Genomic DNA, 20,821 nt, shown 5'->3' on the forward strand with positions numbered 1-20,821 from the left:
GCGGCGCGACCGGGTATTACTGGGTCACTGGGTTCGGTTTGTTCGGATCGAGGTTGTACTTGGCCACGGCCTGTTCAACCACGGACACGTCCAGCTTGCCTTCTTCGGCCAGCGATTTCAGTGCGGCGACCGTGATGTAGTAACGGTTCACTTCAAAGAATTCGCGCAGCTTGACGCGGCTGTCCGAACGGCCGAAGCCGTCGGTGCCCAGTACGCGGTAGGTACGGTCCTTCGGAATGAAGGCACGGATCTGTTCCGCAAACGCACGCATGTAGTCGGTGGTGGCAACGATCGGGCCGGTGGTGGCGTTCATCAGTTGCGTCACGTACGGTACGCGCTGTTCCTTGGCCGGGTTGACCAGGTTCCAGCGTTCGGCATCCTGGCCGTCACGCGCCACCAGCGTCAGCGACGGTGCGGACCAGACGTCGGCCGCGATGTTCCAGTCGTTTTTCAGCAGGTCTTGCGCCGCGATCGATTCGCGCAGGATGGTGCCGGAACCCAGCAACTGCACGCGCTGCTGCAGCGACTCGTCGCCTTTTTGCAGCAGGTACAGGCCTTTCAGGATGCCCTCTTCCTGGCCTGGCTTGATGCCTGGATGCGGGTAGTTCTCGTTCATGATGGTGATGTAGTAGAACACGTCTTCCTGTTCTTCCACCATGCGACGCATACCGTCCTGAATGATGACTGCCAGCTCGTGACCGAAGGTCGGGTCGTACGGCATGCAGTTCGGTACCGCAGCAGCAAACAGGTGGCTGTGGCCATCTTCGTGCTGCAGGCCTTCGCCGTTGAGCGTGGTGCGGCCGGCGGTGCCGCCCATCAGGAAGCCACGGGCGCGCATGTCGGCGGCGGCCCATACCAGGTCGCCGATACGCTGCATGCCGAACATCGAGTAGTACGTGTAGAAGGGGATCATCACGCGGTTGTTGGTCGAGTACGAGGTCGCCGCAGCGATCCACGAGCTCATGCCACCGGCTTCGTTGATACCCTCTTGCAGGATCTGGCCGGCCTTGTCTTCGCGGTAGTACATGACCTGGTCTTTATCGACCGGCTCGTACAACTGGCCCTGCTGGTTGAAGATACCAACCTGGCGGAACAGGCCTTCCATACCGAAGGTGCGCGATTCATCGACCAGCACCGGCACGATGCGGGCGCCCACGCTCTGGTCTTTCAGCAGCGTGGTCAGGATACGCACGTAGGCCTGGGTGGACGATACTTCGCGGCCTTCGGCGGTCGCATCGAGCACGTTCTGGAACGCGCTCAAGGGCGGTACCGTCAGCTTTTCGTCCGCTTGCATGCGGCGGGCCGGCAGGTAGCCGCCGAGGGCCGCGCGGCGCTCATGCAGGTACTTCATTTCCGGTGCGTCGTCGGCTGGCTTGTAGAACGGGATGTCGGCCAGTTGATCGTCCGGGATCGGGATCGAGTAGCGGTCGCGCATTTCGCGCACGGCTTCGTCGGTCAGCTTCTTGGTGTTGTGCGCGGTGTTGCGTGCTTCGCCGTGCTTGCCCATGCCGAAGCCCTTGATGGTTTTCACCAGCAGGACGGTCGGTTGGCCTTTATGCTCTTGCGCCACTTTGAACGCGGCGTAGATCTTGTGCGGATCGTGACCGCCACGGGTCAGGCGCCAGATGTCGTCGTCGGTCATGTTGGCAACCATCTCCAGCAGCTTTGGATGCTTGCCGAAGAAGTGCTTGCGCACGTACGCGCCGTCTTTCGCCTTGTAGTTCTGGTATTCACCGTCCACGGTGTCCATCATTACCTTGCGCAGGATGCCTTCCTTGTCCTTGGCCAGCAGTGCGTCCCAGCCCGGGCCCCACACGACCTTGACCACGTTCCAGCCGGCGCCACGGAACTCGCCTTCCAGTTCCTGGATGATCTTGCCGTTGCCGCGCACCGGACCGTCCAGGCGTTGCAGGTTGCAGTTGACGACGATGACCAGGTTGTCGAGTTTTTCACGCGAGGCCATGCCGATGGCGCCCAGCGATTCCGGTTCGTCCATCTCGCCGTCGCCGCAGAAGGCCCAGACCTTGCGGTCGGTGGTGTCGGCGATCGAACGCGCGTGCAGGTACTTGAGGAAGCGCGCCTGGTAGATCGCCATCAGCGGGCCCAGGCCCATCGACACGGTCGGGAACTGCCAGAAGTTCGGCATCAGTTTCGGGTGCGGGTACGACGACAGGCCGCCACCGTCCACTTCGCGACGGAAGTGGGTCAGCTGGTCTTCGGTCAGGCGGCCTTCGAGGAACGCGCGGGCATACACGCCCGGCGAGGAGTGACCCTGGATGTACAGCAGGTCGCCGCCATGGTTTTCGCTCGGCGCTTTCCAGAAGTGGTTGAAGCCGATGCCCAGCATGTTGGCCAGCGAGGCAAACGAGGACAGGTGGCCACCGAGGTCGCCATCGACGCGGTTGGCCTTGACGACCATCGCCATGGCGTTCCAGCGCATCCACGAGCGCAGTTTTTCTTCGTATTCCAGGTTACCCGGGCAGTGTTGTTCCTGGTCCAGGGGAATCGTGTTGACGTAGGCGGTATTGGCGGAGAACGGGATATCCGAGCCGCTCTGGCGTGCCAGGTCGATCAGGCGTTCCAGCAGGTAATGCGCACGATCAGGGCCCTCTTGTTCGAGTACCGAGGCCAGGGAATCCAACCATTCTTTGGTTTCTTGCGAATCAGGGTCGGTGCTTGCCGGTACCTGGTCGAGTTGATCTGACATGTGTTAAGTCTCCTGAGTTAAAGGCCCGTGTGGTGCATCTGCCGGGCCTGTGGAACGCTGATTATTTACCAATACTTCTACGACGTGTGGGGATTCTAACAGTGATTTTTTGCTTTTTCAAACTATGATAAGTCATTTCATATCGTGGGATTTCCCTATGAAAATCTTGTGCGGTGCAGCATCCGAAAAGGCCGGAAATCGCGGGACCGGGCGCGTTAGCGCTTATAATCTCGCTTCCCTCTTCCAATCCTCCTAACCTGGTTAAAACATGTCTGCTCAACTGATCGACGGAATCGCCCTCTCCCAAAAACTGCGTGCTGAAATTGCTGCACGTGCTGCCGTGCTCACCGCCAAAGGCAAACAACCCGGCCTGGCCGTGATCCTGGTCGGCGACGATCCCGCCAGCCATGTGTATGTACGCAACAAGGTCAAGGGTTGCGAGGATGCCGGTTTCTATTCGCTCAAGGAGCAATACCCGGCCGACCTGTCGGAAGTTGCACTTCTGGAACGTATCGCTGCACTGAACGCCGATCCGAAAATCCACGGCATCCTGGTCCAAATGCCGCTGCCCAAGCATATCAACCCGCACAAGGTGATCGAAGCGATCTCCACCACCAAGGACGTCGATGGTTACTCGGTGCTCAGCGCCGGCGAACTGATGACGGGCCTGGAAGGCTTCCGTCCGTGCACGCCGTACGGCTGCATGAAGCTGATCGAAAGCACCGGCGTCGATCTGAAGGGCAAGCACGCCGTGGTCATCGGCCGCAGCAACACCGTCGGCAAACCGATGGGCCTGCTGCTCTTGCAAGCCAATGCCACCGTCACCATCTGCCACAGTGGCACCCCGGACCTCGGCGTATTTACGCGCCAGGCCGACGTGGTGGTGGCCGCCGTGGGCCGCCGCAACGTGCTGACCGCCGACATGGTCAAGCCGGGCGCCATCGTGATCGACGTGGGCATGAACCGCAACGATGAAGGCAAGCTGTGCGGTGATGTGGACTTTGCCGGCGTCAAGGAAGTGGCGTCGCACATTACCCCGGTGCCTGGCGGCGTGGGTCCGATGACGATTACGATGTTGTTGATGAATACCGTCGAAGCCGCCGAGCGCGCTTAAACCTACCGGAAACTGACATGACTACAGACGCAACCAATCCTCTTCTCGACTTTTCCGGCTTGCCGCGTTTCGACGCCATCCTCGCCGAGCACGTCACGCCCGCGATCGACCACCTGCTGGCGCGCTCGCGTACCGTGGTGCAGCAACTCGAAGCGCCGCAGGATGACGTGACCTGGGACAGTTTCGTCACGCCGCTGGAAAACGCCACCGAGTTGCTTGGTCGCGCCTGGAGCATTGTCAATCACCTCAACAGCGTGGTGGATACGCCCGAACTGCGCGCCACCTACAACGAGAATCAACCGAAGGTGACCGAGTTCTGGACCGAGCTGTCGCAGAACGAAGCGCTGTTCGCCAAGTACAAGGCCTTGCGCGCGTCCGATAGTTTTGCCAGCCTGTCGCCGGCGCGCCAGCGCATCATCGACAACGCGATTCGCGACTTCCGCATGGGCGGCGCCGAACTGGCGGCCGACCAGAAGGAACGTTTCGCAGCGATCCAGGAAGAACAGGCAGCCGTCTCCACGCGCTTCTCGGAAAACGTGCTGGACGCCACCAACGACTACAAGCTGCTCGTTACCGACGAAGCGGAACTGGCCGGCCTGCCCGACGACGTCAAAGCAGCCGCCCACGCCGCCGCGCAAAAGGACGGCAAGCAGGGCTGGCAGTTCTCGCTGCACTTCCCGTCGTACTACCCGATCCTGCAATTTGCCGACAACCGCGCGCTGCGCGCCACCGTGTACCGCGCCAACGCCACCAAGGCGTCGGACCAGGGCGATGTATTCAGCAAGAAGGACGATTGGGACAACACGCAAAACATCGTCACCCTGCTGCGCCTGCGCGACGAAGAAGCCAAGCTGCTCGGATACAAGAACTTTGCCGAAGTATCGCTGGTACCAAAAATGGCGCAATCGCCCGAGCACGTGATCGGCTTCCTCGAAGACCTGGCCCAGCGCGCGCGGCCGTTCGCCCAGAAAGACCTGGAAGAGCTCAGGCAGTTTGCCAAGATTGAACTCGGCATCGACGACCTGCAAGCGTGGGACATGCCGTACGCGTCCGAAAAACTGCAGGAGCGCCGCTACGCGTTCTCGGCGCAGGAAGTCAAACAGTACTTCCCCGAGCATAAAGTAGTCGATGGCCTGTTCCGCCAGATCCAGAACCTGTTCGCGGTCGAGATCAAGCCCGACGTCGCGCCGGTATGGCATAAGGATGTGCGCTTCTACAGCATCGAGCGCGACGGCATCCTGATCGGCCAGTTCTACCTCGATCTGTACGCGCGCGCCGGCAAAAGCGGCGGCGCCTGGATGGACGACGCCCGTGGCCGCCGCGCCAATGCCCACAGCGTGCAGACGCCGGTCGCTTACCTGACCTGCAATTTCACCGAGCCGGCCGTGGTCGATGGCGTGGCGCAGCCGTCGCTGTTCACCCACGACGAAGTCATTACGCTGTTCCACGAATTCGGCCATGGTCTGCACCACATGCTCACCCAGGTCGATGAGCTGGGCGTGTCCGGCATCTCGGGCGTGGAGTGGGATGCAGTGGAGTTGCCGTCGCAGTTCATGGAAAACTTCTGCTGGGAGTGGGACGTGCTCGAGCACATGACCGCGCACGTGACCACGGGCGCCCCGCTGCCGCGCGCACTGTTCGACAAGATGCTGGCCGCGAAAAACTTCCAGTCCGGTTTGCAGACCCTGCGCCAGGTGGAATTCTCGCTGCTCGACATGCACCTGCACTACGACTACGACGCGTCCACCGGTCAGACTGTGCAGCAAATGATCGACAGCGTGCGCGCCAAATTCTCGCTGGTGGTGCCGCCGCCGTTCAACCGTTTCCAGAACTCGTTCGGCCACATCTTTTCCGGCGGTTACGCGGCCGGCTACTACAGCTACAAGTGGGCCGAAGTGTTGTCGGCCGACGCGTATGCCGCGTTCGAAGAAGCCAAGGCGTTGGGACCGGACGCCACCACCGAAGCGGGCAAGCGCTATCTGCGCGAAATCCTGTCGGTGGGCGGTTCGCGCCCGGCCCTGGAATCGTTCACGGCCTTCCGTGGCCGCGAGCCGAGCATCGACGCCCTGCTGCGCCACAGCGGCATGGCCGCCTGACCGGGGACAGCATGACGCGCATCGACTTCCACACCAACATCCCCGACAAGGTCGCCTACGCCTGCCGCCTGGCGCGCAAGGCGTTTGGCGCCAACCATCGCATCGTGGTGCTGGCGGACGATGCGCAGCAACTGGCGGAACTCAACACCGCCATGTGGACCTTTTCCACGACCGACTTCCTGCCGCACGTGCTGGCCGGCGATGTACTGGCCGAGCACACGCCGATCATACTCACCGACAACGATGAGGCGGAATTACCACACACCGAATTATTAGTGAATCTGTCGCGCCGCGCGCCCTCCCGCGTGGACCGATTCGAGCGCATGATAGAAGTGATTTCCTCGGACGAGGATGATGCGGCTGCCGGCCGCAAGCGCTATGTCGCCTACAAGCAGCAACAGTATCCCCTCACTCACTTTGTCGCAGGAAAATCATGAGCTCAACCTTTGATAACAGCATCCCGGTGTTGACCGAAGTTCTGAAGACCGAGGCACCCGGCGAAGACCCTCTCCCTGGCGCCACGGCCCCGCTGGCGCCCACCAAGGCCGAGATCGCCGCCGCGCTCGAAGCCGAAGCCGTCGATGGCTGGACCGACGCCGAATGGGCCATGATGGAACACCGACTGGCCGAACGCATCATGCACAAGCTGCAATCGCGCGTCGATTTCGTGCTCGAGCAGCGCATCAAGGACAGCATGGCCGAAGTGCTCACGCACGCGCTGCACGGCCTCACCAACGAGATCCGCATCGGCCTGCACGACACCATCGAAAAGATCGTCGCCCGCGCCGTCTCGCAGGAACTGGTACACCTGCAAGCGCAGAAAAAGTAACTCTCCCTGCCTTCCGATTCGCGCATTGTGTCTCATCCTGGTGCGCGGATCGCACCCATTCCGGGCATCCCCGCACCATTCCAGGAAACGCATCATAAAAGCGCAAAACAATCACGTTTGCCGCTTTGCGCCGTCTCCAAATTGTTGTACCTTTTGGCCTTGCAGAAAAACCTGCGGCGTTCACGAGACCCCGTTGACCAACACTTTTGGAGAATGACAATGCAGTTCAAGACTAAATTCATTCCACTCGCCATCGCCCTCGCTGTTGCCGGCATCGGCAGCGCCAGCGCCCAGGAAGTCATCAAGATCGGCCACGTCGGTCCGGTCTCGGGTCCATCGGCTCACCTCGGCAAGGACAATGAAAACGGCGCCAAGATGGCGATCGAAGACTTGAACGCCAAGGGCTTCAAGATCGACGGCAAACCGGTCAAGTTCGTGCTGGTGGCCGAAGACGACGGCGCCGATCCCAAGCAGGGCACGGCCGTAGCGCAAAAGCTGGTCGATGCCAAGGTGAACGGCGTGATCGGCCACCTCAACTCCGGCACCTCGATCCCCGCCTCCAAGATTTACCACGACGCCGGCATTCCGCAAATCTCCCCCGCCACCACCCAGACCAAGTACACCCAGCAAGGCTTCAAGTCGGCGTTCCGCGTGGTGGCCAATGACGCCAAGCTCGGCGGTACCCTGGGTACCTACGCAGTGGGCAAGCTGGGCGCGAAGAAAATCGCCGTGATCGACGACCGCACGGCCTACGGCCAGGGCGTGGCCAACGAGTTCATCAAGGGCGCCAAGAAATCGTTCCCGGGCGTGCAGATCGTCGCCAAGGAATTCACCACCGACAAGGCCACCGACTTCAACGCCATCCTCACCTCGATCAAGGGCAAGAACCCGGACCTGGTGTTCTTCGGCGGCATGGACTCGGTCGGTGGCCCGCTGCTGCGCCAGATGAAGGCGCTGGGTATCACCGCCAAGTACATGGGCGGCGACGGCATCTGCACCGAAGCGCTGCCGCGCCTGGCCGGCACGGCTGCCGCCAACGGCGTGGTGTATTGCGCCGAGGCCGGCGGTATCACGGCCGAGCAGCAAAAGAACATGGACGACTTTACCTCGCGCTTCAAGCAGAAGTACAACGCCAACGTGCAGATCTACGCGCCATACGTGTACGACGCCGTGATGACCATGGCCACCGCGATGCAGGAAGCCAAGTCGTCGCAACCGGCCAAGTACCTGCCGGTGCTGCAAAAGATCAAGTACCAGGGCGTGACGGGCCTGATCTCGTTCGACCAGTACGGCGATATCAAGGACGGCGCACTGACCTTGTTCACGTACACCGACGGCAAGAAGACCAAGGTGGAAGTGGTCAAATAAAAATCGGCCTCATCAACGACAAACGCGCCCGAAGGCGCGTTTGTCGTTTGTGGAGTAAAGCGGAGGACGCAAAAGCGCTTACTTTTGCGTCAGCACCCATTTCACCAGGGTGCGGGCTTCCGCCTCGTTCACCTGTGGGTTGGCTGGCATCGGGATCGCGCCCCAGGTGCCCGAACCGCCCTTCATCACCTTGGTGACGAGCTTGGATTCGGCATCTTTCTGGCCCGCGTATTTGGCGGCCACGTCCTTGTAGGATGGACCAACCAGCTTGGTGGCGACAGCGTGGCAAGCCATGCAGTTCTTGGCCTTGGCCAGATCCGAACCGGCATCCGCCATCGCCGCTTGCGATGCGAACGCCGACGCGACCAGTACACCCACCATCATCAAATTGCGTTTCATATTCCTCTCCGGTTAAGCTGCGAATGCCCCTACATTTTACAGTGTTTTTCTCTTCAGAATTTAACGCACAAGTAAATGCAATGGTTGACGCAGATGACCGAGAGGAACTTCTAACTATTCAATGATCAGGGCAATAACATTCGGGTTTCAACGCTTCAACTGCGACAAGTCCCGCACCGCGCCGCGGTCGGCCGAGGTGGTCAGTGCGGCGTAGGCTTGCAGTGCCTGCGAGACGTAGCGCTCGCGGTCCACCGGTTGCCAGGCCATGTCGCCTTTGGCTTCCATGGTGGCGCGGCGGGCGGCCAGTTCGGCGTCGGTGATGCGCAGGTTGATGGTGCGGTTCGGGATGTCGATGTCGATCATGTCGCCCTCCTCCACCAAGCCGATGGCGCCGCCTTCGGCCGCTTCCGGCGAGGCATGGCCGATCACCAGGCCAGACGAACCGCCCGAGAAGCGGCCGTCGGTCAGCAGCGCGCACGATTTACCGAGGCCCTTCGATTTGATGTACGACGTCGGGTACAACATCTCCTGCATGCCCGGGCCGCCTTTCGGTCCTTCGTAGCGGATGATGACGACGTCGCCCGCGTGCACCGTGTCGCCGAGAATGGCAGCGACTGCATCGTCCTGGCTCTCGAACACGCGCGCCTTGCCGCTGAATGTGAGGATGCTCTCGTCCACGCCGGCGGTCTTGACGATGCAGCCGTTGACGGCCAGGTTACCGTACAACACGGCCAGGCCGCCGTCCTGCGAGTACGCATGTTCCTTGTCGCGGATGCAGCCGGTGCTGCGGTCCAGGTCCAGCGACGCGAAGCGCTCCGATTGCGAAAATGCCGTTTGCGTCGGCACGCCGCCTGGCGCGGCGCGGAACAGCTGGTGCACGGCCGGGTCGTCGCTGCGCTTGATGTCGTTGCGTTCGATGGCGTCGGCCATGGTGGGCGCGTGGATGGTCGGGCGGGTGGTGTCGAGCAGGCCGCCGCGCGCCAGTTCACCGAGGATCGAGATGATGCCGCCAGCGCGGTGCACGTCTTCGATGTGGTACTTGTCGGTCATCGGCGCGACCTTGCACAGGCAGGGCACCTTGCGCGAGATGCGGTCGATGTCGGCCATGGTGAAGTCCACGCCCGCTTCGTGCGCGGCTGCCAGCAAGTGCAGCACGGTGTTGGTGGAGCCGCCCATGGAAACGTCGAGCGCCATGGCGTTTTCAAACGTGGCCTTGTTGGCGATGGTGCGCGGCAGGATCGAGTAGTCGTCCTGCTCGTAGTGGCGACGGGCCAGTTCCACGATCAGGCGGCCGGCGCGCAGGAACAGCTGCTCGCGGTCCGAGTGCGTGGCCAGCACGGTGCCGTTGCCGGGCAGGGACAGGCCCAGCGCCTCGGTCAGACAGTTCATCGAGTTGGCGGTAAACATGCCCGAGCACGAACCGCAGGTCGGACAGGCCGAGCGTTCGATTTCAGCGACGTCGGCGTCGGAGACGGTGTCGTCGCCGGCCTTGATCATGGCATCCACCAGGTCGAGCTTGATGATCTTCTGGCCGCCGTTGACGACCTTGACCACCTTGCCGGCTTCCATCGGGCCGCCGGACACGAACACCACCGGAATGTTGATGCGCATGGCGGCCATCAGCATGCCGGGCGTGATCTTGTCGCAGTTGGAGATGCAGACCATCGCATCGGCGCAGTGGGCGTTGACCATGTACTCGACCGAGTCGGCGATCAGGTCGCGCGACGGCAGCGAGTACAGCATGCCGCCGTGGCCCATGGCGATGCCGTCATCGACGGCGATGGTGTTGAATTCTTTCGCGACGCCACCCGCTTTTTCGATCTCGCGCGCCACCAGCTGGCCCAGGTCCTTCAGGTGCACGTGGCCGGGCACGAACTGGGTGAAGGAATTGACGACCGCGATGATCGGCTTGTCGAAGTCGCCATCTTTCATGCCGGTGGCGCGCCACAGGGCGCGGGCGCCGGCCATGTTGCGGCCGTGGGTGGTGGTGCGGGAACGATAGACTGGCATGGTGATTCTCCAAAGATAGTGCAGCGACGTAGCACGACAGAGTGCCTTGGCCCTGCTCCCCTGTCAAATATAAGATTGTCGGTGCTGTGAGTCGTTTAAAATATCACATAGCAAAATTTGAATAGAAATACATATGAACCTGGAACTCAGACAGCTGCGCTATTTCGTCACTGTCGCCGAGGAACTGCACTTCGGCCGCGCCGCGCTGCGGCTGCACATGACGCAGCCGCCGCTGTCGCAAACCATCCAGGCGCTCGAGGAACTGCTGGGCGCGGCCGTGTTCGAGCGCAACCGGCGCGGCGTCACGCTCACGCCGGCCGGCAGCGCGCTGCTGCCCGAGGCGCGCCGCATGCTGGCGCAGGCCCAGGAACTGCCGCAACTGGTGCAGCGCGCCGCCGCCGGCGAGGTCGGGCGCCTGACCCTGGCCTTCGTCTCGTCGGCCGACTACAGCGTGCTGCCGCCGTTCCTGCGCGCCTACCGCGCGGCCTACCCGCAGGTGCAGATCACGCTGCAGGAAGCCACGTCCGACCTGCAGCTGGACGACCTGCTGCACAACCGCATCGACGCCGGCCTGCTGATCCCGCCGCTGCCCGACAAAGCGCGCGCCGAACTCGATTATCTGCCGGTACTGCGCGAGCCGCTGGTGCTGGCCGTCCCCGCCGGCCTGCCGGCGCTGAACAAGCGCGGCAAGCCGGCATTGAACGCATTGCCGGCGCTGCCGCTGATTATCTTCCCGCGCGCGATCTCGCCCGCGCTGTACGACGCCATCCTGTCGGTGTTCCGCGACGCCGGCGTCACGCCCGAAATCGGCCAGCAGGCGATCCAGATGCAGACCATCGTCGGCCTGGTGTCGGCCGGCATGGGCATGGCGCTGGTGCCGCAGTCGGTCTCCAACCTCATGCGTCCCGGAGTAGAATACCGTGCGCTGGCCCACACCACGCCGCTGGTCGAAACCGGACTGGCCTGGCGACGCGACAATGCTTCGCCCGTGCTGCGCGGCTTTTTGGAATTATTAAGGAACGAAGTAAGGAAAACCGCCCTATGCTGATACACCCGATGCCCGATCCGGTCGCCATCCACCTGGGACCGGTCGCGATCCACTGGTATGGATTGATGTACGTCCTCGCCTTTGCGCTGTTCATTACGCTCGGCCGCGTGCGCATCAAGCAGCCGCACATCGCCGCCCAGCTGTGGCGCAAGGAAGACCTCGACGACATGCTGTTTTACGGCATGCTGGGCGTGGTCATCGGCGGACGCCTCGGCGAAGTGCTGTTCTACGACCCGGTTAAATATTTTTCGGATCCGATCGAGATCTTCAAGGTGTGGCATGGCGGCATGTCGTTCCACGGCGGCTTCATCGGCGTGCTGATCGCCATGTCGCTGTGGGCGCGCAAGGCCGGCCGCAACATCCTCGACGTATACGACTTCATTGCGCCGCTGGTGCCGCTCGGCTACGCCGCCGGCCGCCTGGGCAATTTCATCAACGCCGAACTGCCGGGCCGCGTGGTGGCCGACCAGTCGCTGCCGTGGGCCATGTTGTGGCCCGATAATTCGTTCCCGCTGCACCCGAACCCGATCTTCCTGCAAGGCCTGCGCCATCCGTCGCCCATTTACCAAATGCTGATCGACGGCCTGCTGGTGTTCGTCATCCTGTGGCTGTTCTCGCGCAAAGAGCGGCCACGCCTGGCGGTCGGCGCGTTCTACACGCTGCTGTATGGCTGCGCGCGGTTCTTTACCGAGTACTTCCGTACGCCGGACTGGGAACGTGAGATTCTGGGCGTTCCGATCACGTCGGGCCAGGCGCTGTCGCTGCCGATGATTGTCGGTGGCATTGCCATGCTGGTGTGGGCGTATAAGGTAAACCAGCGCGGCGCGGCGCCCACCGTGCCGCGCGCAGAACCTGCGAAGAGCGCCTGACAAAGCCTTCAGAGCAAGGCGCAGCGACGAAGACAGTACGACTGTACGGCGAGGAGCTGCAACGCAGCTCTGGAGATTTGTCAGCGCTCTACGCCAGCAGCTTGACGATGGCCTGCCACTGCGCCGGCGTCACCGGCGTGATGGACAGGCGGCTGCCTTTTTGCAGCACCACCATGTCTTCCAGCGCTGCGATGGTGCGCATCTCGGCCAGCGGCAGCAGCCGCGTCTTCTGCGTTCCCTGTACGTCGATCGAAATCCAGCGCGGCTGCTCCTGCGTGGCCTTGGGGTCGTGGTAATGGCTCTTGGGGTCGAACTGCGAGGCATCCGGATAAGGACCGCTGGCAATCACTGCCAGGCCGGCAATACCGGGCTGCGGGCAGCTCGAATGATAAAACAGCACCCCATCGCCCTGCTGCATCTGGTCGCGCATGAAGTTGCGCGCCTGGTAGTTGCGCACGCCGTACCACGCGGTCGTGTGCTGGGGGGACGCCATGAGATCGTCGATGCTCACGTCGTCGGGTTCGGACTTCATCAACCAGTATTGCATACGATATCTCCAGACGAAAAAAAGCGGCTGGGCATTTGCACGCCAACCGCTTTTTAAGGAATTAGTACCCCGCTTGTGCCGTTATGCCGGCATCCCGAACCTAATGGCTCAGGTGGTCACGGTTAGTTCAATTTCGGGTTCATCGAACAAGCGATGCTCACGCCCACCAAACAAAATCCCACGACCGGTGCAAACAAATGGTTCAAGGAATATATGACATTCACGAACACTGCAGGGTGACGCCAGTTTACTCTCTTGTCCGTCGCAAAGGAAGGAGTTTGATGATTAAAAAACCGTTAAAACAGCGCTTCTTGCGGTGTGAGTGCGGTATCCAACACCTTGTGCATGGCGGCGATCTTGGTCTGCACTTCGAGGATGGACATGTCGGACAACGGACCTTGCGGCGCCTTGATCGACAGGAATTCCGCCGCCACGCTGAGCGCGGCCATGACGGCAATGCGGTCGTTGCCCTTGACCCGGCCCGCTGCGCGGATGCCGGTCATTTTCTTGTCGAGCATGACGGACGCTTCGCGCAGCGCGCGTTCTTCGTCGGCCTTGCACATGAGGCGATACGATTGGCCCATGATGGTAACGTCGAGCTCGATCATCGTACTTCCTCTTTTTCCGCAGCGGCAGCGGCATCGCCAGCTGGTTGTTCAGTTGATGCGACTTCGTCTTCATCCGGCACAGGCTCCGGCACCAGCGACGGCACGTGCACCAGCAGCGCCTGCACACGGTCGGCGGCCTCGCTCAAGCGGCGTTGATATCCCATGTTTTCCACCACGAGGGCGGCATTGGCCTGACGCAACTGGGCGTTTTCGCGGCGCAAAGCATTGGTCATCTCGGCCAGCTGGTCGATCTTGTCGGATAGTTCTTGGAAGTCTGAAATCATCCCGCCACTATAGGCAGGGCGCGGGGTGCCGTCAACCGAATCACGTGTGCGGCCCCGAATTTTAAGTAAAACGCAAGTTAACTATTTGCGCGCCGGACATTCGGCGCGCAAATCGCTGACTTTTTACTGTTTTTACTGTTTCGGCTCGATCGTCACGTTGCCGGTGATGCCGCTACCCTGGGCGCCAGCCTGGCCCGGTTCGGCTTCGACAATCACGCTGATCTCGCGTTTACCGGTACCGGCTGGCAACGGCAAGTCCAGCGGTTCGTTGGCAAAGCTCTCCTTCTTGCCTGCCAGCTTGCCGTTGATCCACACTTCCGCCTTGCCCTTGATGCCTGCAAAGCGGATCAGGCCATTGCCGTCAGCCAGGTTCTTGCGCGGCGTGAAGCTCGACCGGTACAGGTTGAACTTGCTGCCTGCTGCGCCCCACATCGGCGGCTGGCCCCAGCCCCAGGTATTCATGTCGAAGCTGTCGATCTTTTGGTTCGGGTTCGGACGGGTGTCACCCGGCGGCGCCACGCGCCAGGTACGCACGAACGTCAGCGGTGCATCGGCGCTGGCCACGAACGGCACGGCCGGCACGGCTTTCACCGGGATCGTCACCGTGGCCGCTTTCAGGCCAGGCGCGCTCGCCTCCACTGTGACGGGCTCGGTGGCGTCGTAGCTGGTCTGCACGATCAGCTGCGCCAGGCCGTTGAACAGGCGGCGGGTGGCGCCCTTCTCGTCCTCGTGCGAGGTCGGGTCGCCATTGCCATGGCCGATCGACCGGCCGCCGCCGGTGACCTTGAAGGTCACGGTCGGATCGGCCAGCGGCACTGCGCGGCCCTGGGCGTCCAGCGCGCGCACCGTGATCGGCATGGCGTCACGGCCATCGCCGGCCAGGTCCGCGCGGTCCGGCACCAGTTCCAGGGAAACCGGCTCGCCCGTGGTTTCCACCGCCGTGCGCACGACTTCCTTGCCGCCGTTGTAGCCGATGGCTTCGAGCTTGCCCGGCGCGTAGGCGACATTGAAGTAATTCATGCGGAACGGATCGGCCTTCTGTTCGCCAAGCTTGGTACCGTTCAACAGCAGTTCGATGCGTTCGACGTTGGCCATCACCATCACGCGGATGTCCTTGCCTTCGCTGCCGGCCCAGTTCCAGTGCGGCGCGATGTGGATCAGCGGACGATCCTTGATCCATTGCGCCTGGTGGATGTAGTAGGCGTTTTTCGGGAAGCCGTTCAGGTCCATGATGCCGAACACCGAGCTGACCGACGGCCATTCATTGGGCGTCGCCTCGCCGCGATAATCAAACCCGGTCCAGACAAAGCCGCCGGCCACGAACGGGCGCTTGGCAATCGCTTCCCATGCATCGCGGTGGGTATTGCCCCACTGCGCGGCGTCGGCCAGGTCGTCGTAGCTGGCGATCTGGTTCTTTTGCTTGTCGGTCTTGAACACGCCGCGTGTCATGAACGCGGACGTGTCTTCCGAGCTGGTGAACGGCACCGTCGGATACGCCGCGTGGAAGCGGTCGTAATCGGGCACCTGGTAATTGGCGCCCACCACGTCCACCGCGTGCGCCACGTTGAGGTCGCTGAAGAAGCCGCCGTTCATGGCCGCGGTGACCGGACGGGTATCGTCGAGCGCTTTGACGGCAGCGGACATGCGGCGCACCATCTCGTAGCCCACTTCCGATCCCTGCACCGGTTCTTCGTTGAACACCGACCACAGGATGATGCCGGGGTGATGGCGGTCGCGCTTGACCATCCATTCGAGCTGCTTCATGTAGTCCGGCGACGGATTGAAGTTGCGGTTCTCGTCCATCACCACGAAGCCCATGCGATCGACCATGTCGAGCACTTCGGCGGCTGGCGCATTGTGCGAGAAGCGGATCGCGTTCACGCCCAGTTCCTTCAGGCGGCGCAGGCGATACTCCCACACCGCATCGGGAATCGCGACACCGACGCCGGCGTGATCCTGGTGGATGCACACGCCTTGCAGTTTAAGGTGTTCGCCGTTGAGGAAGAAGCCCTTTTCGGCATCGAAGCGGATGGTGCGGAAACCCGTGTGCAGCGCCACTTCGTCCTGCGCCTTGCCGTTTTCCAGCACGCGCGTGACGACCTTGTACAGGTTGGTCTTGGCGATCGACCACAGGGCCGGATCGTTGATCTTGAACGGCAGCTTGACGGTGGCGTCTTTCAATACGCCCACGCTGGCCTTGGCCAACTGGCGGCCCACCTGCTTGCCGGCCGGGTCGAACACGGTCACTTCCACCGTCACGTCGGACGCCTTCTTGCCGCTGTTATTGAGTGTCACCTCCACTGGCAGGGTCCAGTCGCGGCCCTTGCCGGCGCGGGGAACGGCATACACGCCATCGGTGGCCACATGCACCGGTGCGCGCTTGACCAGCCACGCGTGGCGATACATGCCGGCGCCCTCGTACCACCAGCCCTCCATCGCTTCCGCATCGACGCGGATCGAGATGGTATTGAGCGCGTCACCATAGGTCAGGTAAGGCGTGATATCGATATTACTGGCGTTGTAGCCGGACCAGTTGCGGTTGACGACATTGCCGTTGACGTACACGGTAGCGTGGGTGGCAATCGCATCGAACTGCAGCTCGAAGTGGCGGCCACGGTCGGCCGGATCGACCTGCAGATAGCGGCGATACCAGCCGATGCCGCGCGGGCGGTAACCCTGCGAGATATTGGCTTTCGGGTCGAACGGTCCTTCGACGGCCCAGTCGTGCGGCAGGTCGAGGCGGCGCCAGTCGGAGTCGTCGAATTCGGCGCCGGCAGCGCCGGGCGCGTTGCCGGCCTTGGCGTTGCTATACGATTCTTCGTGGCCGACGATCGGCGCCTGGCGCACGTCGCCGAGGTGGAACAGCCAGCCGCGGTCGAGCGACAGGCGCTCGCGCCCGGCCTTGACGGTGGCGTCGGTAATGTGGGGTTTGATCGGTGCGGCGGCGTGCGCAGCAGTGTGTGCGGCGGCGCTGGCGGCCAGCAGCAGGACGGCAGCGCAGATGCGCCGCCAGTGAGGCAGTTTGTTCAAGCTTGGCTCCCTTACAACTTGGGCTAAAAAAAAACGGAGCAGCACCGTTAAGCACTGCTCCGCAAACCACGATAAAACAAAGGTACAACGGAAAATTTACAGCTTGAAGGACAGGCCCAGGTTATAGCGGCGGCCGTATTCGGTCACTTCCTGTTGCAGCGGATTGTTGGCGCCGGTATAGACACCCTTCTGGTTGGTCAGGTTATCCACGCCGAATCGCACTTGCACGTTCGGTGTGATCTGCTTGGCCAGGTTCAGGGTCAGGTAGGTTTCCGCTTCGTTGACCAGCAGCTTGCCCGCGCTCCAGCCTGGGTTGCGTACGAAAGAACTGTGATGAGTCGCCGAGATGCGGGCTTCGTAGCCGGCTTTCTCGTACCACAGCGTAAGGCCGCCGTTGTTGCGCATCAGGCCTTCGATCGGGAACGGGTTACCGACCGGGACCTGTTCACGCACGGTGCTGGCGGTGTACGCGTAATTGCTGGCGATACCCAGGCCATCGAACGGCGCCGGCAGGCCGGTGAATGCCTGCTGGTACACCAGCTCGACACCACGGACGTTGCCGCCGTCGCCATTGACCGAACGCGTGATTTCATTCTCGTTCTGGGTGATGGCAATGTAGCGTTGCAGCTGCTTGAAGAAGCCACCGACCGAAATCAGCGAGCCTTTTTCAAAGTACCACTGGTAGGCCAGGTCGACCTGGTTGGCCATCATCGGCTTCAGATCGGGATTACCGGCGGTACCGGTCTGATTGCCGGCGCCGGACAGGCTCAGGCTGCGCGATGCGCGCAACTCGTCGATCGGCGGACGCGACATGGCGCGTGCCACGCTAAAGCGCACCTGGTGCTCCTGTGCTTCGTCGAGATTGAGGATCAAGTTCAGGCTCGGCAGGATCTCGGTATACGACGTGCCTTGTTCGACCACTTCCAGGGTGGAAGCGGGAGTCTTGCCAATGCCGAAGCTGTCCGTCTTGGTGTGCACCAGACGTACGCCAACGTTACCGCGGTAGGTCTTGCCGAATGCTACGCCGTCCAGGTCACCCTGTACGTAAGCCGACTTGCTGCGCTCCTTGACTTCCCAGCTCGACAGCAGGTCATTTTCGGTCAGGGTGCGGCCGGTCGGGTTGGTGGCATCGCTGCCGAAAGTCGAGTGCACGATGCTGCCGAAATCCTTCAGCGCGATGTACGCAGGGAAGCCGTCCACCTTGACCGTCTCGAACGCCGACGCAGGAATGGCGGACGGACCGGCTTGCCAAGTGGTCTGGTAATAGTTCTTGGTGCGATCGGTAGCGCGGACGCCGAACTTGATGCGGCTGAAGATGCTGTTGTCGATCGCACGGTTGGCACTGAGCGAGAAGGCGTCCAGACGGTCCTTGACGTGGCCGTCGGTATCGACGAACAACTGGGCGTCGCTGAAGTTGGCCGGGTTGCCCGTGTCCATTCCGAAGCTGTACGACTGGTTCTTGTTGCCCGTGAAATCCCAAGTAGTCTTGACAAAGTCGTTGCTCCACTGGCGCACGTCGGCCCACTGGCTGCTGCGCAGCGCGTGCGAGGTAGACAGATCGGCCTCGATTTTCCATTCGCCGGCATTGAACTTACCGTTCAAGCCGCTGGCCGCCACGCTGCCATCCTGCTTCCAGCGCGAGTGGTTGTTGACCACTTTTGTCCAGTCCGCCGTCGCGCCGGCATAGTAGCCGTCGATGATGTGGGGATTGCTGTAGTTGCCGATGTTGGACAGGTTTTCAGTCCAGTGCTGCAGCTGATCTTCCTTGATCGCGGACTTGGCGTAATACGTGTCGGCCGTGATCAGGATATCGCTGTTGGGCTTGTATTCCACCTTGGCCAACACGCTGCTGCGTTCGTTGGTGCCGCGGCGGACATCGTCCTGGAAACCCCACGGCGCCTTGGTGGCCGGGTCAAAGCCCCAGTGGCTGATGTTCTTCTGGACCGACGGCTGGTCCTGGTAGCTGAACGCGATGGCAGCACCGAGAGTCTTGTTGAGGAACTGGTCGATCCAGACGCCCCCTACGCGGGGCTTGGTGGTCTTGGCACCAGGAACATCCTTGGCGATCGGATAGTACAGCGCATCGGCCTTCAGGTTGATCTGGCGACCGTTGTACTTCAGTGGCGAGACCGTTTGCAGGTCGATCGACGTGGCGATGCCGCCCTCGGCCAGGTCGGCGTTTTGGGTCTTGTACACGGTCGCGCCGCTCAGCGACTCCGACGGGAACTGCTCGAAACGCACGGCGCGGTTAGGCTCCGACGACGCCAGCTCACGGCCATTCAATGTCGCGGAAATGAAGCGTGGGCCCATACCGCGCGCAACAATCTGCGAGGCATTACCGCGATCGAGACCCGACGACAGGCCTGGCAGGCGTGCCAGCGATTCGGCGATGGTGGTGTCCGGCAGTTTGCCGATGTCTTCCGACGCGATCACTTCCACCATGCTGTTGGAAGCTTCCTTGACGGCCAGCGCGTTACGCACCGACGCACGGATGCCGGTCACGTTTACTTGCTGGATTTCGCCGGCGACCGGCGCTGCGGGAGTTGCCGCTGGTGCTGCTGCCTGTGCTGCTGCCTCTGCTTGTGCTTCTTGCGCGAACGCTTGTTGCGCCATCAACGGGGTGCTGAACAAGGTCGCGATCAGCAGGCTCATTTTCTTGTGTTTCATTATGTGCATCTCCAGTGTCTATGTAGTTCCGTCTCTGATCTTTGAACCACATCGGACGGATAAGACGGGATGCTATCGAAACCGAAGTTGAGAGGCCAATAGCTTATTGACGTTGGCCCATATCAAGTTCGTATATCAGACATACAAAAAGCGTAAACAGTTTGTCAGCTTTGCTGTTTACGGCTTGGTGTAGTGGGGATACATGGTGGTGGCGGTGTCGCGCAGCGCCAGCAGCATGGCGTCGGCGCCAGGGGAGAGCTGGTGTCGCTTGCGCGTCACAATACCGAACGAATCCATGCTCACGCCGAGGTCGAACGGCAGGATCGCCATCAGGCCGGTTTGCAGGTAGGCGTGTACCGCTTCGGCCGGCAGGGCGACGATCATGTCGCTGTTCATCAGCAGGCTGGCCACCACCGGCAAGTCTTGCGTCTCGACGGTTTCGGCCGGCTGCTCGAGGCCGTGCGACAGGAACAGGGCCGTCAGGCGATCGCGCAGGATGCTGCCGGCCGGCGGCAGTATCCAGCATTGCCGCACCAGTTCTTCGAGCTGCAAATCGGTACGACCTGCCAGCGGGTGGTCGCTACGCGCGATCAAGAGGTGCGGTTCGTCGGTGAGCGGTTCGAAATGCAGTTCGTCGGCGGCAGCGGTGTCGAGAATGCGGCCGACCACCAGGTCGAGCTCCCCGCTGCGCAGCCGTTCCACCAGCACTTTGCTGGTGGACATCTTGACCGACACGTGCACGCGCGCATGGCGCGACTTGAGCAAATTGATAGCTTTGGGCACCAGCGAGGTGGCTGGCGCCAGCACCGAGCCGATGCCGACCCGTCCGCGCAGGCCCGACAGCAGTTCCATCACTTCCTGGTGCGCCGCGTCCATCTCGGCCAGCGCCGCACCGGCGCGGCGGATCAGCACCTTGCCATACCAGGTGGGCGCCACGCCGCGCGACAGGCGTTCGAACAGTTGCACGCCGAGGGCGTGTTCAAGCTCGCCCAGCAGTTTGGACGCACCGGGTTGAGTCAAATTGGCGGCTTGCGCCGCGTGCGCGATGGAACCGTGACGGCCGAGTTCCACCAGCAATACCAGGTGGCGGGTCTTCAGGTGGGAGCGGACAAAGCGGTCGGAGCGGGAATCGGTCATATTGGCGATTATTATACCGCCCGAAAGGTAGAGCACGCGCGACTAGCGTGGCGAAGCCGCGTTCGGCGGGCGCGCGCGCCTGCTCGTTTCGTCCTCGTCCCGCGCTCG

Annotated in this window: 16 protein-coding genes and 1 other RNA gene; 7 read left to right on the forward strand and 10 right to left on the reverse strand. The window is 62.0% G+C overall.

The window, feature by feature from the left end; all coding sequences use genetic code 11:
• Positions 1–16 precede the first annotated feature (16 nt).
• Positions 17–2,707, reverse strand: coding sequence for a pyruvate dehydrogenase (acetyl-transferring), homodimeric type (gene aceE, locus F8197_RS10330; RefSeq protein ID WP_056140990.1), 2,691 nt, complete (start codon positions 2,705–2,707; stop codon positions 17–19).
• A 268-nt stretch (positions 2,708–2,975) separates the two neighbouring features.
• Between aceE and folD the strand changes: the two genes are divergently transcribed.
• From folD to F8197_RS10355, 5 genes are all read left to right on the forward strand, one after another.
• Positions 2,976–3,821, forward strand: coding sequence for a bifunctional methylenetetrahydrofolate dehydrogenase/methenyltetrahydrofolate cyclohydrolase FolD (gene folD / locus F8197_RS10335; protein ID WP_056140993.1), 846 nt, complete (start codon positions 2,976–2,978; stop codon positions 3,819–3,821).
• 17 nt (positions 3,822–3,838) lie between these two features.
• Positions 3,839–5,917, forward strand: a complete 2,079-nt coding sequence (locus tag F8197_RS10340) for a M3 family metallopeptidase (RefSeq protein WP_152881746.1) — start codon at positions 3,839–3,841, stop codon at positions 5,915–5,917.
• A gap of 11 nt (positions 5,918–5,928) precedes the next feature.
• Positions 5,929–6,354, forward strand: coding sequence for a DNA polymerase III subunit chi (locus F8197_RS10345; RefSeq protein ID WP_152881747.1), 426 nt, complete (start codon positions 5,929–5,931; stop codon positions 6,352–6,354).
• Positions 6,351–6,746, forward strand: coding sequence for a hypothetical protein (locus tag F8197_RS10350; RefSeq protein ID WP_019922965.1), 396 nt, complete (start codon positions 6,351–6,353; stop codon positions 6,744–6,746). The genes F8197_RS10345 and F8197_RS10350 overlap by 4 nt, the downstream gene beginning before the upstream one ends.
• A 219-nt stretch (positions 6,747–6,965) precedes the next feature.
• A complete protein-coding gene (locus tag F8197_RS10355; protein ID WP_056141002.1) occupies positions 6,966–8,114 on the forward strand; it encodes a branched-chain amino acid ABC transporter substrate-binding protein in 1,149 nt (382 codons plus the stop codon).
• A 78-nt stretch (positions 8,115–8,192) separates the two neighbouring features.
• Here the strand turns inward: F8197_RS10355 and F8197_RS10360 are convergent, their stop codons facing one another.
• Positions 8,193–8,513: a c-type cytochrome gene (locus F8197_RS10360; protein WP_019922967.1), complete on the reverse strand. Its 321-nt coding sequence runs from the start codon at positions 8,511–8,513 to the stop codon at positions 8,193–8,195.
• Positions 8,514–8,660: 147 nt separating this feature from the next.
• Positions 8,661–10,523, reverse strand: a complete 1,863-nt coding sequence (ilvD, locus tag F8197_RS10365; RefSeq protein ID WP_152881748.1) for a dihydroxy-acid dehydratase — start codon at positions 10,521–10,523, stop codon at positions 8,661–8,663.
• Between the two features lie 133 nt (positions 10,524–10,656).
• Here ilvD and F8197_RS10370 point away from each other — a divergent pair, with 133 nt between their 5' ends.
• Both F8197_RS10370 and lgt read left to right on the forward strand, forming a co-directional pair.
• Positions 10,657–11,571: a LysR family transcriptional regulator gene (locus F8197_RS10370; RefSeq protein ID WP_152881749.1), complete on the forward strand. Its 915-nt coding sequence runs from the start codon at positions 10,657–10,659 to the stop codon at positions 11,569–11,571.
• The gene (gene lgt / locus F8197_RS10375) at positions 11,565–12,440 is read left to right on the forward strand and encodes a prolipoprotein diacylglyceryl transferase (protein WP_152881750.1); all 876 of its coding nucleotides are present in this window, start codon (positions 11,565–11,567) and stop codon (positions 12,438–12,440) included. Before F8197_RS10370 ends, lgt begins: the two co-directional genes overlap by 7 nt.
• 88 nt (positions 12,441–12,528) lie before the next feature.
• Here the strand turns inward: lgt and F8197_RS10380 are convergent, their stop codons facing one another.
• The 7 genes from F8197_RS10380 to F8197_RS10410 form a co-directional block, all read right to left on the reverse strand.
• On the reverse strand, positions 12,529–12,987 hold the full coding sequence (locus F8197_RS10380; protein ID WP_056141017.1) for an EVE domain-containing protein: 459 nt from the start codon (positions 12,985–12,987) through the stop codon (positions 12,529–12,531).
• Between the two features lie 62 nt (positions 12,988–13,049).
• Positions 13,050–13,228, reverse strand: a non-coding RNA gene (gene ssrS, locus F8197_RS10385) — 6S RNA.
• A gap of 55 nt (positions 13,229–13,283) precedes the next feature.
• Positions 13,284–13,595 (reverse strand): cell division protein ZapA, encoded by a 312-nt coding sequence (locus F8197_RS10390; protein WP_019922972.1) that lies wholly within the window; start codon positions 13,593–13,595, stop codon positions 13,284–13,286.
• The gene (locus F8197_RS10395; protein WP_152881751.1) at positions 13,592–13,879 is read right to left on the reverse strand and encodes a hypothetical protein; all 288 of its coding nucleotides are present in this window, start codon (positions 13,877–13,879) and stop codon (positions 13,592–13,594) included. The genes F8197_RS10390 and F8197_RS10395 overlap by 4 nt, the downstream gene beginning before the upstream one ends.
• Before the next feature lie 132 nt (positions 13,880–14,011).
• A complete protein-coding gene (gene galA / locus F8197_RS10400) occupies positions 14,012–16,909 on the reverse strand; it encodes a beta-galactosidase GalA (protein WP_227012178.1) in 2,898 nt (965 codons plus the stop codon).
• Between the two features lie 96 nt (positions 16,910–17,005).
• Positions 17,006–19,576, reverse strand: coding sequence for a TonB-dependent receptor (locus F8197_RS10405; RefSeq protein ID WP_152881752.1), 2,571 nt, complete (start codon positions 19,574–19,576; stop codon positions 17,006–17,008).
• 177 nt (positions 19,577–19,753) lie between these two features.
• Positions 19,754–20,713 (reverse strand): LysR substrate-binding domain-containing protein, encoded by a 960-nt coding sequence (locus F8197_RS10410; protein ID WP_152881753.1) that lies wholly within the window; start codon positions 20,711–20,713, stop codon positions 19,754–19,756.
• Positions 20,714–20,821: the final 108 nt, after the last annotated feature.

This window comes from Duganella sp. FT27W (assembly GCF_009295655.1).
GTDB classification, from domain to species: domain Bacteria; phylum Pseudomonadota; class Gammaproteobacteria; order Burkholderiales; family Burkholderiaceae_D; genus Rugamonas; species Rugamonas zoogloeoides.

Excerpts from the sequence above, each read along its gene's own strand:
- aceE (WP_056140990.1), bottom strand. The coding sequence starts at position 2,707 with ATGTCAGATCAACTCGACCAGGTACCGGCAAGCACCGACCCTGATTCG.
- folD (WP_056140993.1), top strand. The coding sequence starts at position 2,976 with ATGTCTGCTCAACTGATCGACGGAATCGCCCTCTCCCAAAAACTGCGT.
- F8197_RS10340 (WP_152881746.1), top strand. The coding sequence starts at position 3,839 with ATGACTACAGACGCAACCAATCCTCTTCTCGACTTTTCCGGCTTGCCG.
- F8197_RS10345 (WP_152881747.1), top strand. The coding sequence starts at position 5,929 with ATGACGCGCATCGACTTCCACACCAACATCCCCGACAAGGTCGCCTAC.
- F8197_RS10350 (WP_019922965.1), top strand. The coding sequence starts at position 6,351 with ATGAGCTCAACCTTTGATAACAGCATCCCGGTGTTGACCGAAGTTCTG.
- F8197_RS10355 (WP_056141002.1), top strand. The coding sequence starts at position 6,966 with ATGCAGTTCAAGACTAAATTCATTCCACTCGCCATCGCCCTCGCTGTT.
- F8197_RS10360 (WP_019922967.1), bottom strand. The coding sequence starts at position 8,513 with ATGAAACGCAATTTGATGATGGTGGGTGTACTGGTCGCGTCGGCGTTC.
- ilvD (WP_152881748.1), bottom strand. The coding sequence starts at position 10,523 with ATGCCAGTCTATCGTTCCCGCACCACCACCCACGGCCGCAACATGGCC.
- F8197_RS10370 (WP_152881749.1), top strand. The coding sequence starts at position 10,657 with ATGAACCTGGAACTCAGACAGCTGCGCTATTTCGTCACTGTCGCCGAG.
- lgt (WP_152881750.1), top strand. The coding sequence starts at position 11,565 with ATGCTGATACACCCGATGCCCGATCCGGTCGCCATCCACCTGGGACCG.
- F8197_RS10380 (WP_056141017.1), bottom strand. The coding sequence starts at position 12,987 with ATGCAATACTGGTTGATGAAGTCCGAACCCGACGACGTGAGCATCGAC.
- F8197_RS10390 (WP_019922972.1), bottom strand. The coding sequence starts at position 13,595 with ATGATCGAGCTCGACGTTACCATCATGGGCCAATCGTATCGCCTCATG.
- F8197_RS10395 (WP_152881751.1), bottom strand. The coding sequence starts at position 13,879 with ATGATTTCAGACTTCCAAGAACTATCCGACAAGATCGACCAGCTGGCC.
- F8197_RS10405 (WP_152881752.1), bottom strand. The coding sequence starts at position 19,576 with ATGAAACACAAGAAAATGAGCCTGCTGATCGCGACCTTGTTCAGCACC.
- F8197_RS10410 (WP_152881753.1), bottom strand. The coding sequence starts at position 20,713 with ATGACCGATTCCCGCTCCGACCGCTTTGTCCGCTCCCACCTGAAGACC.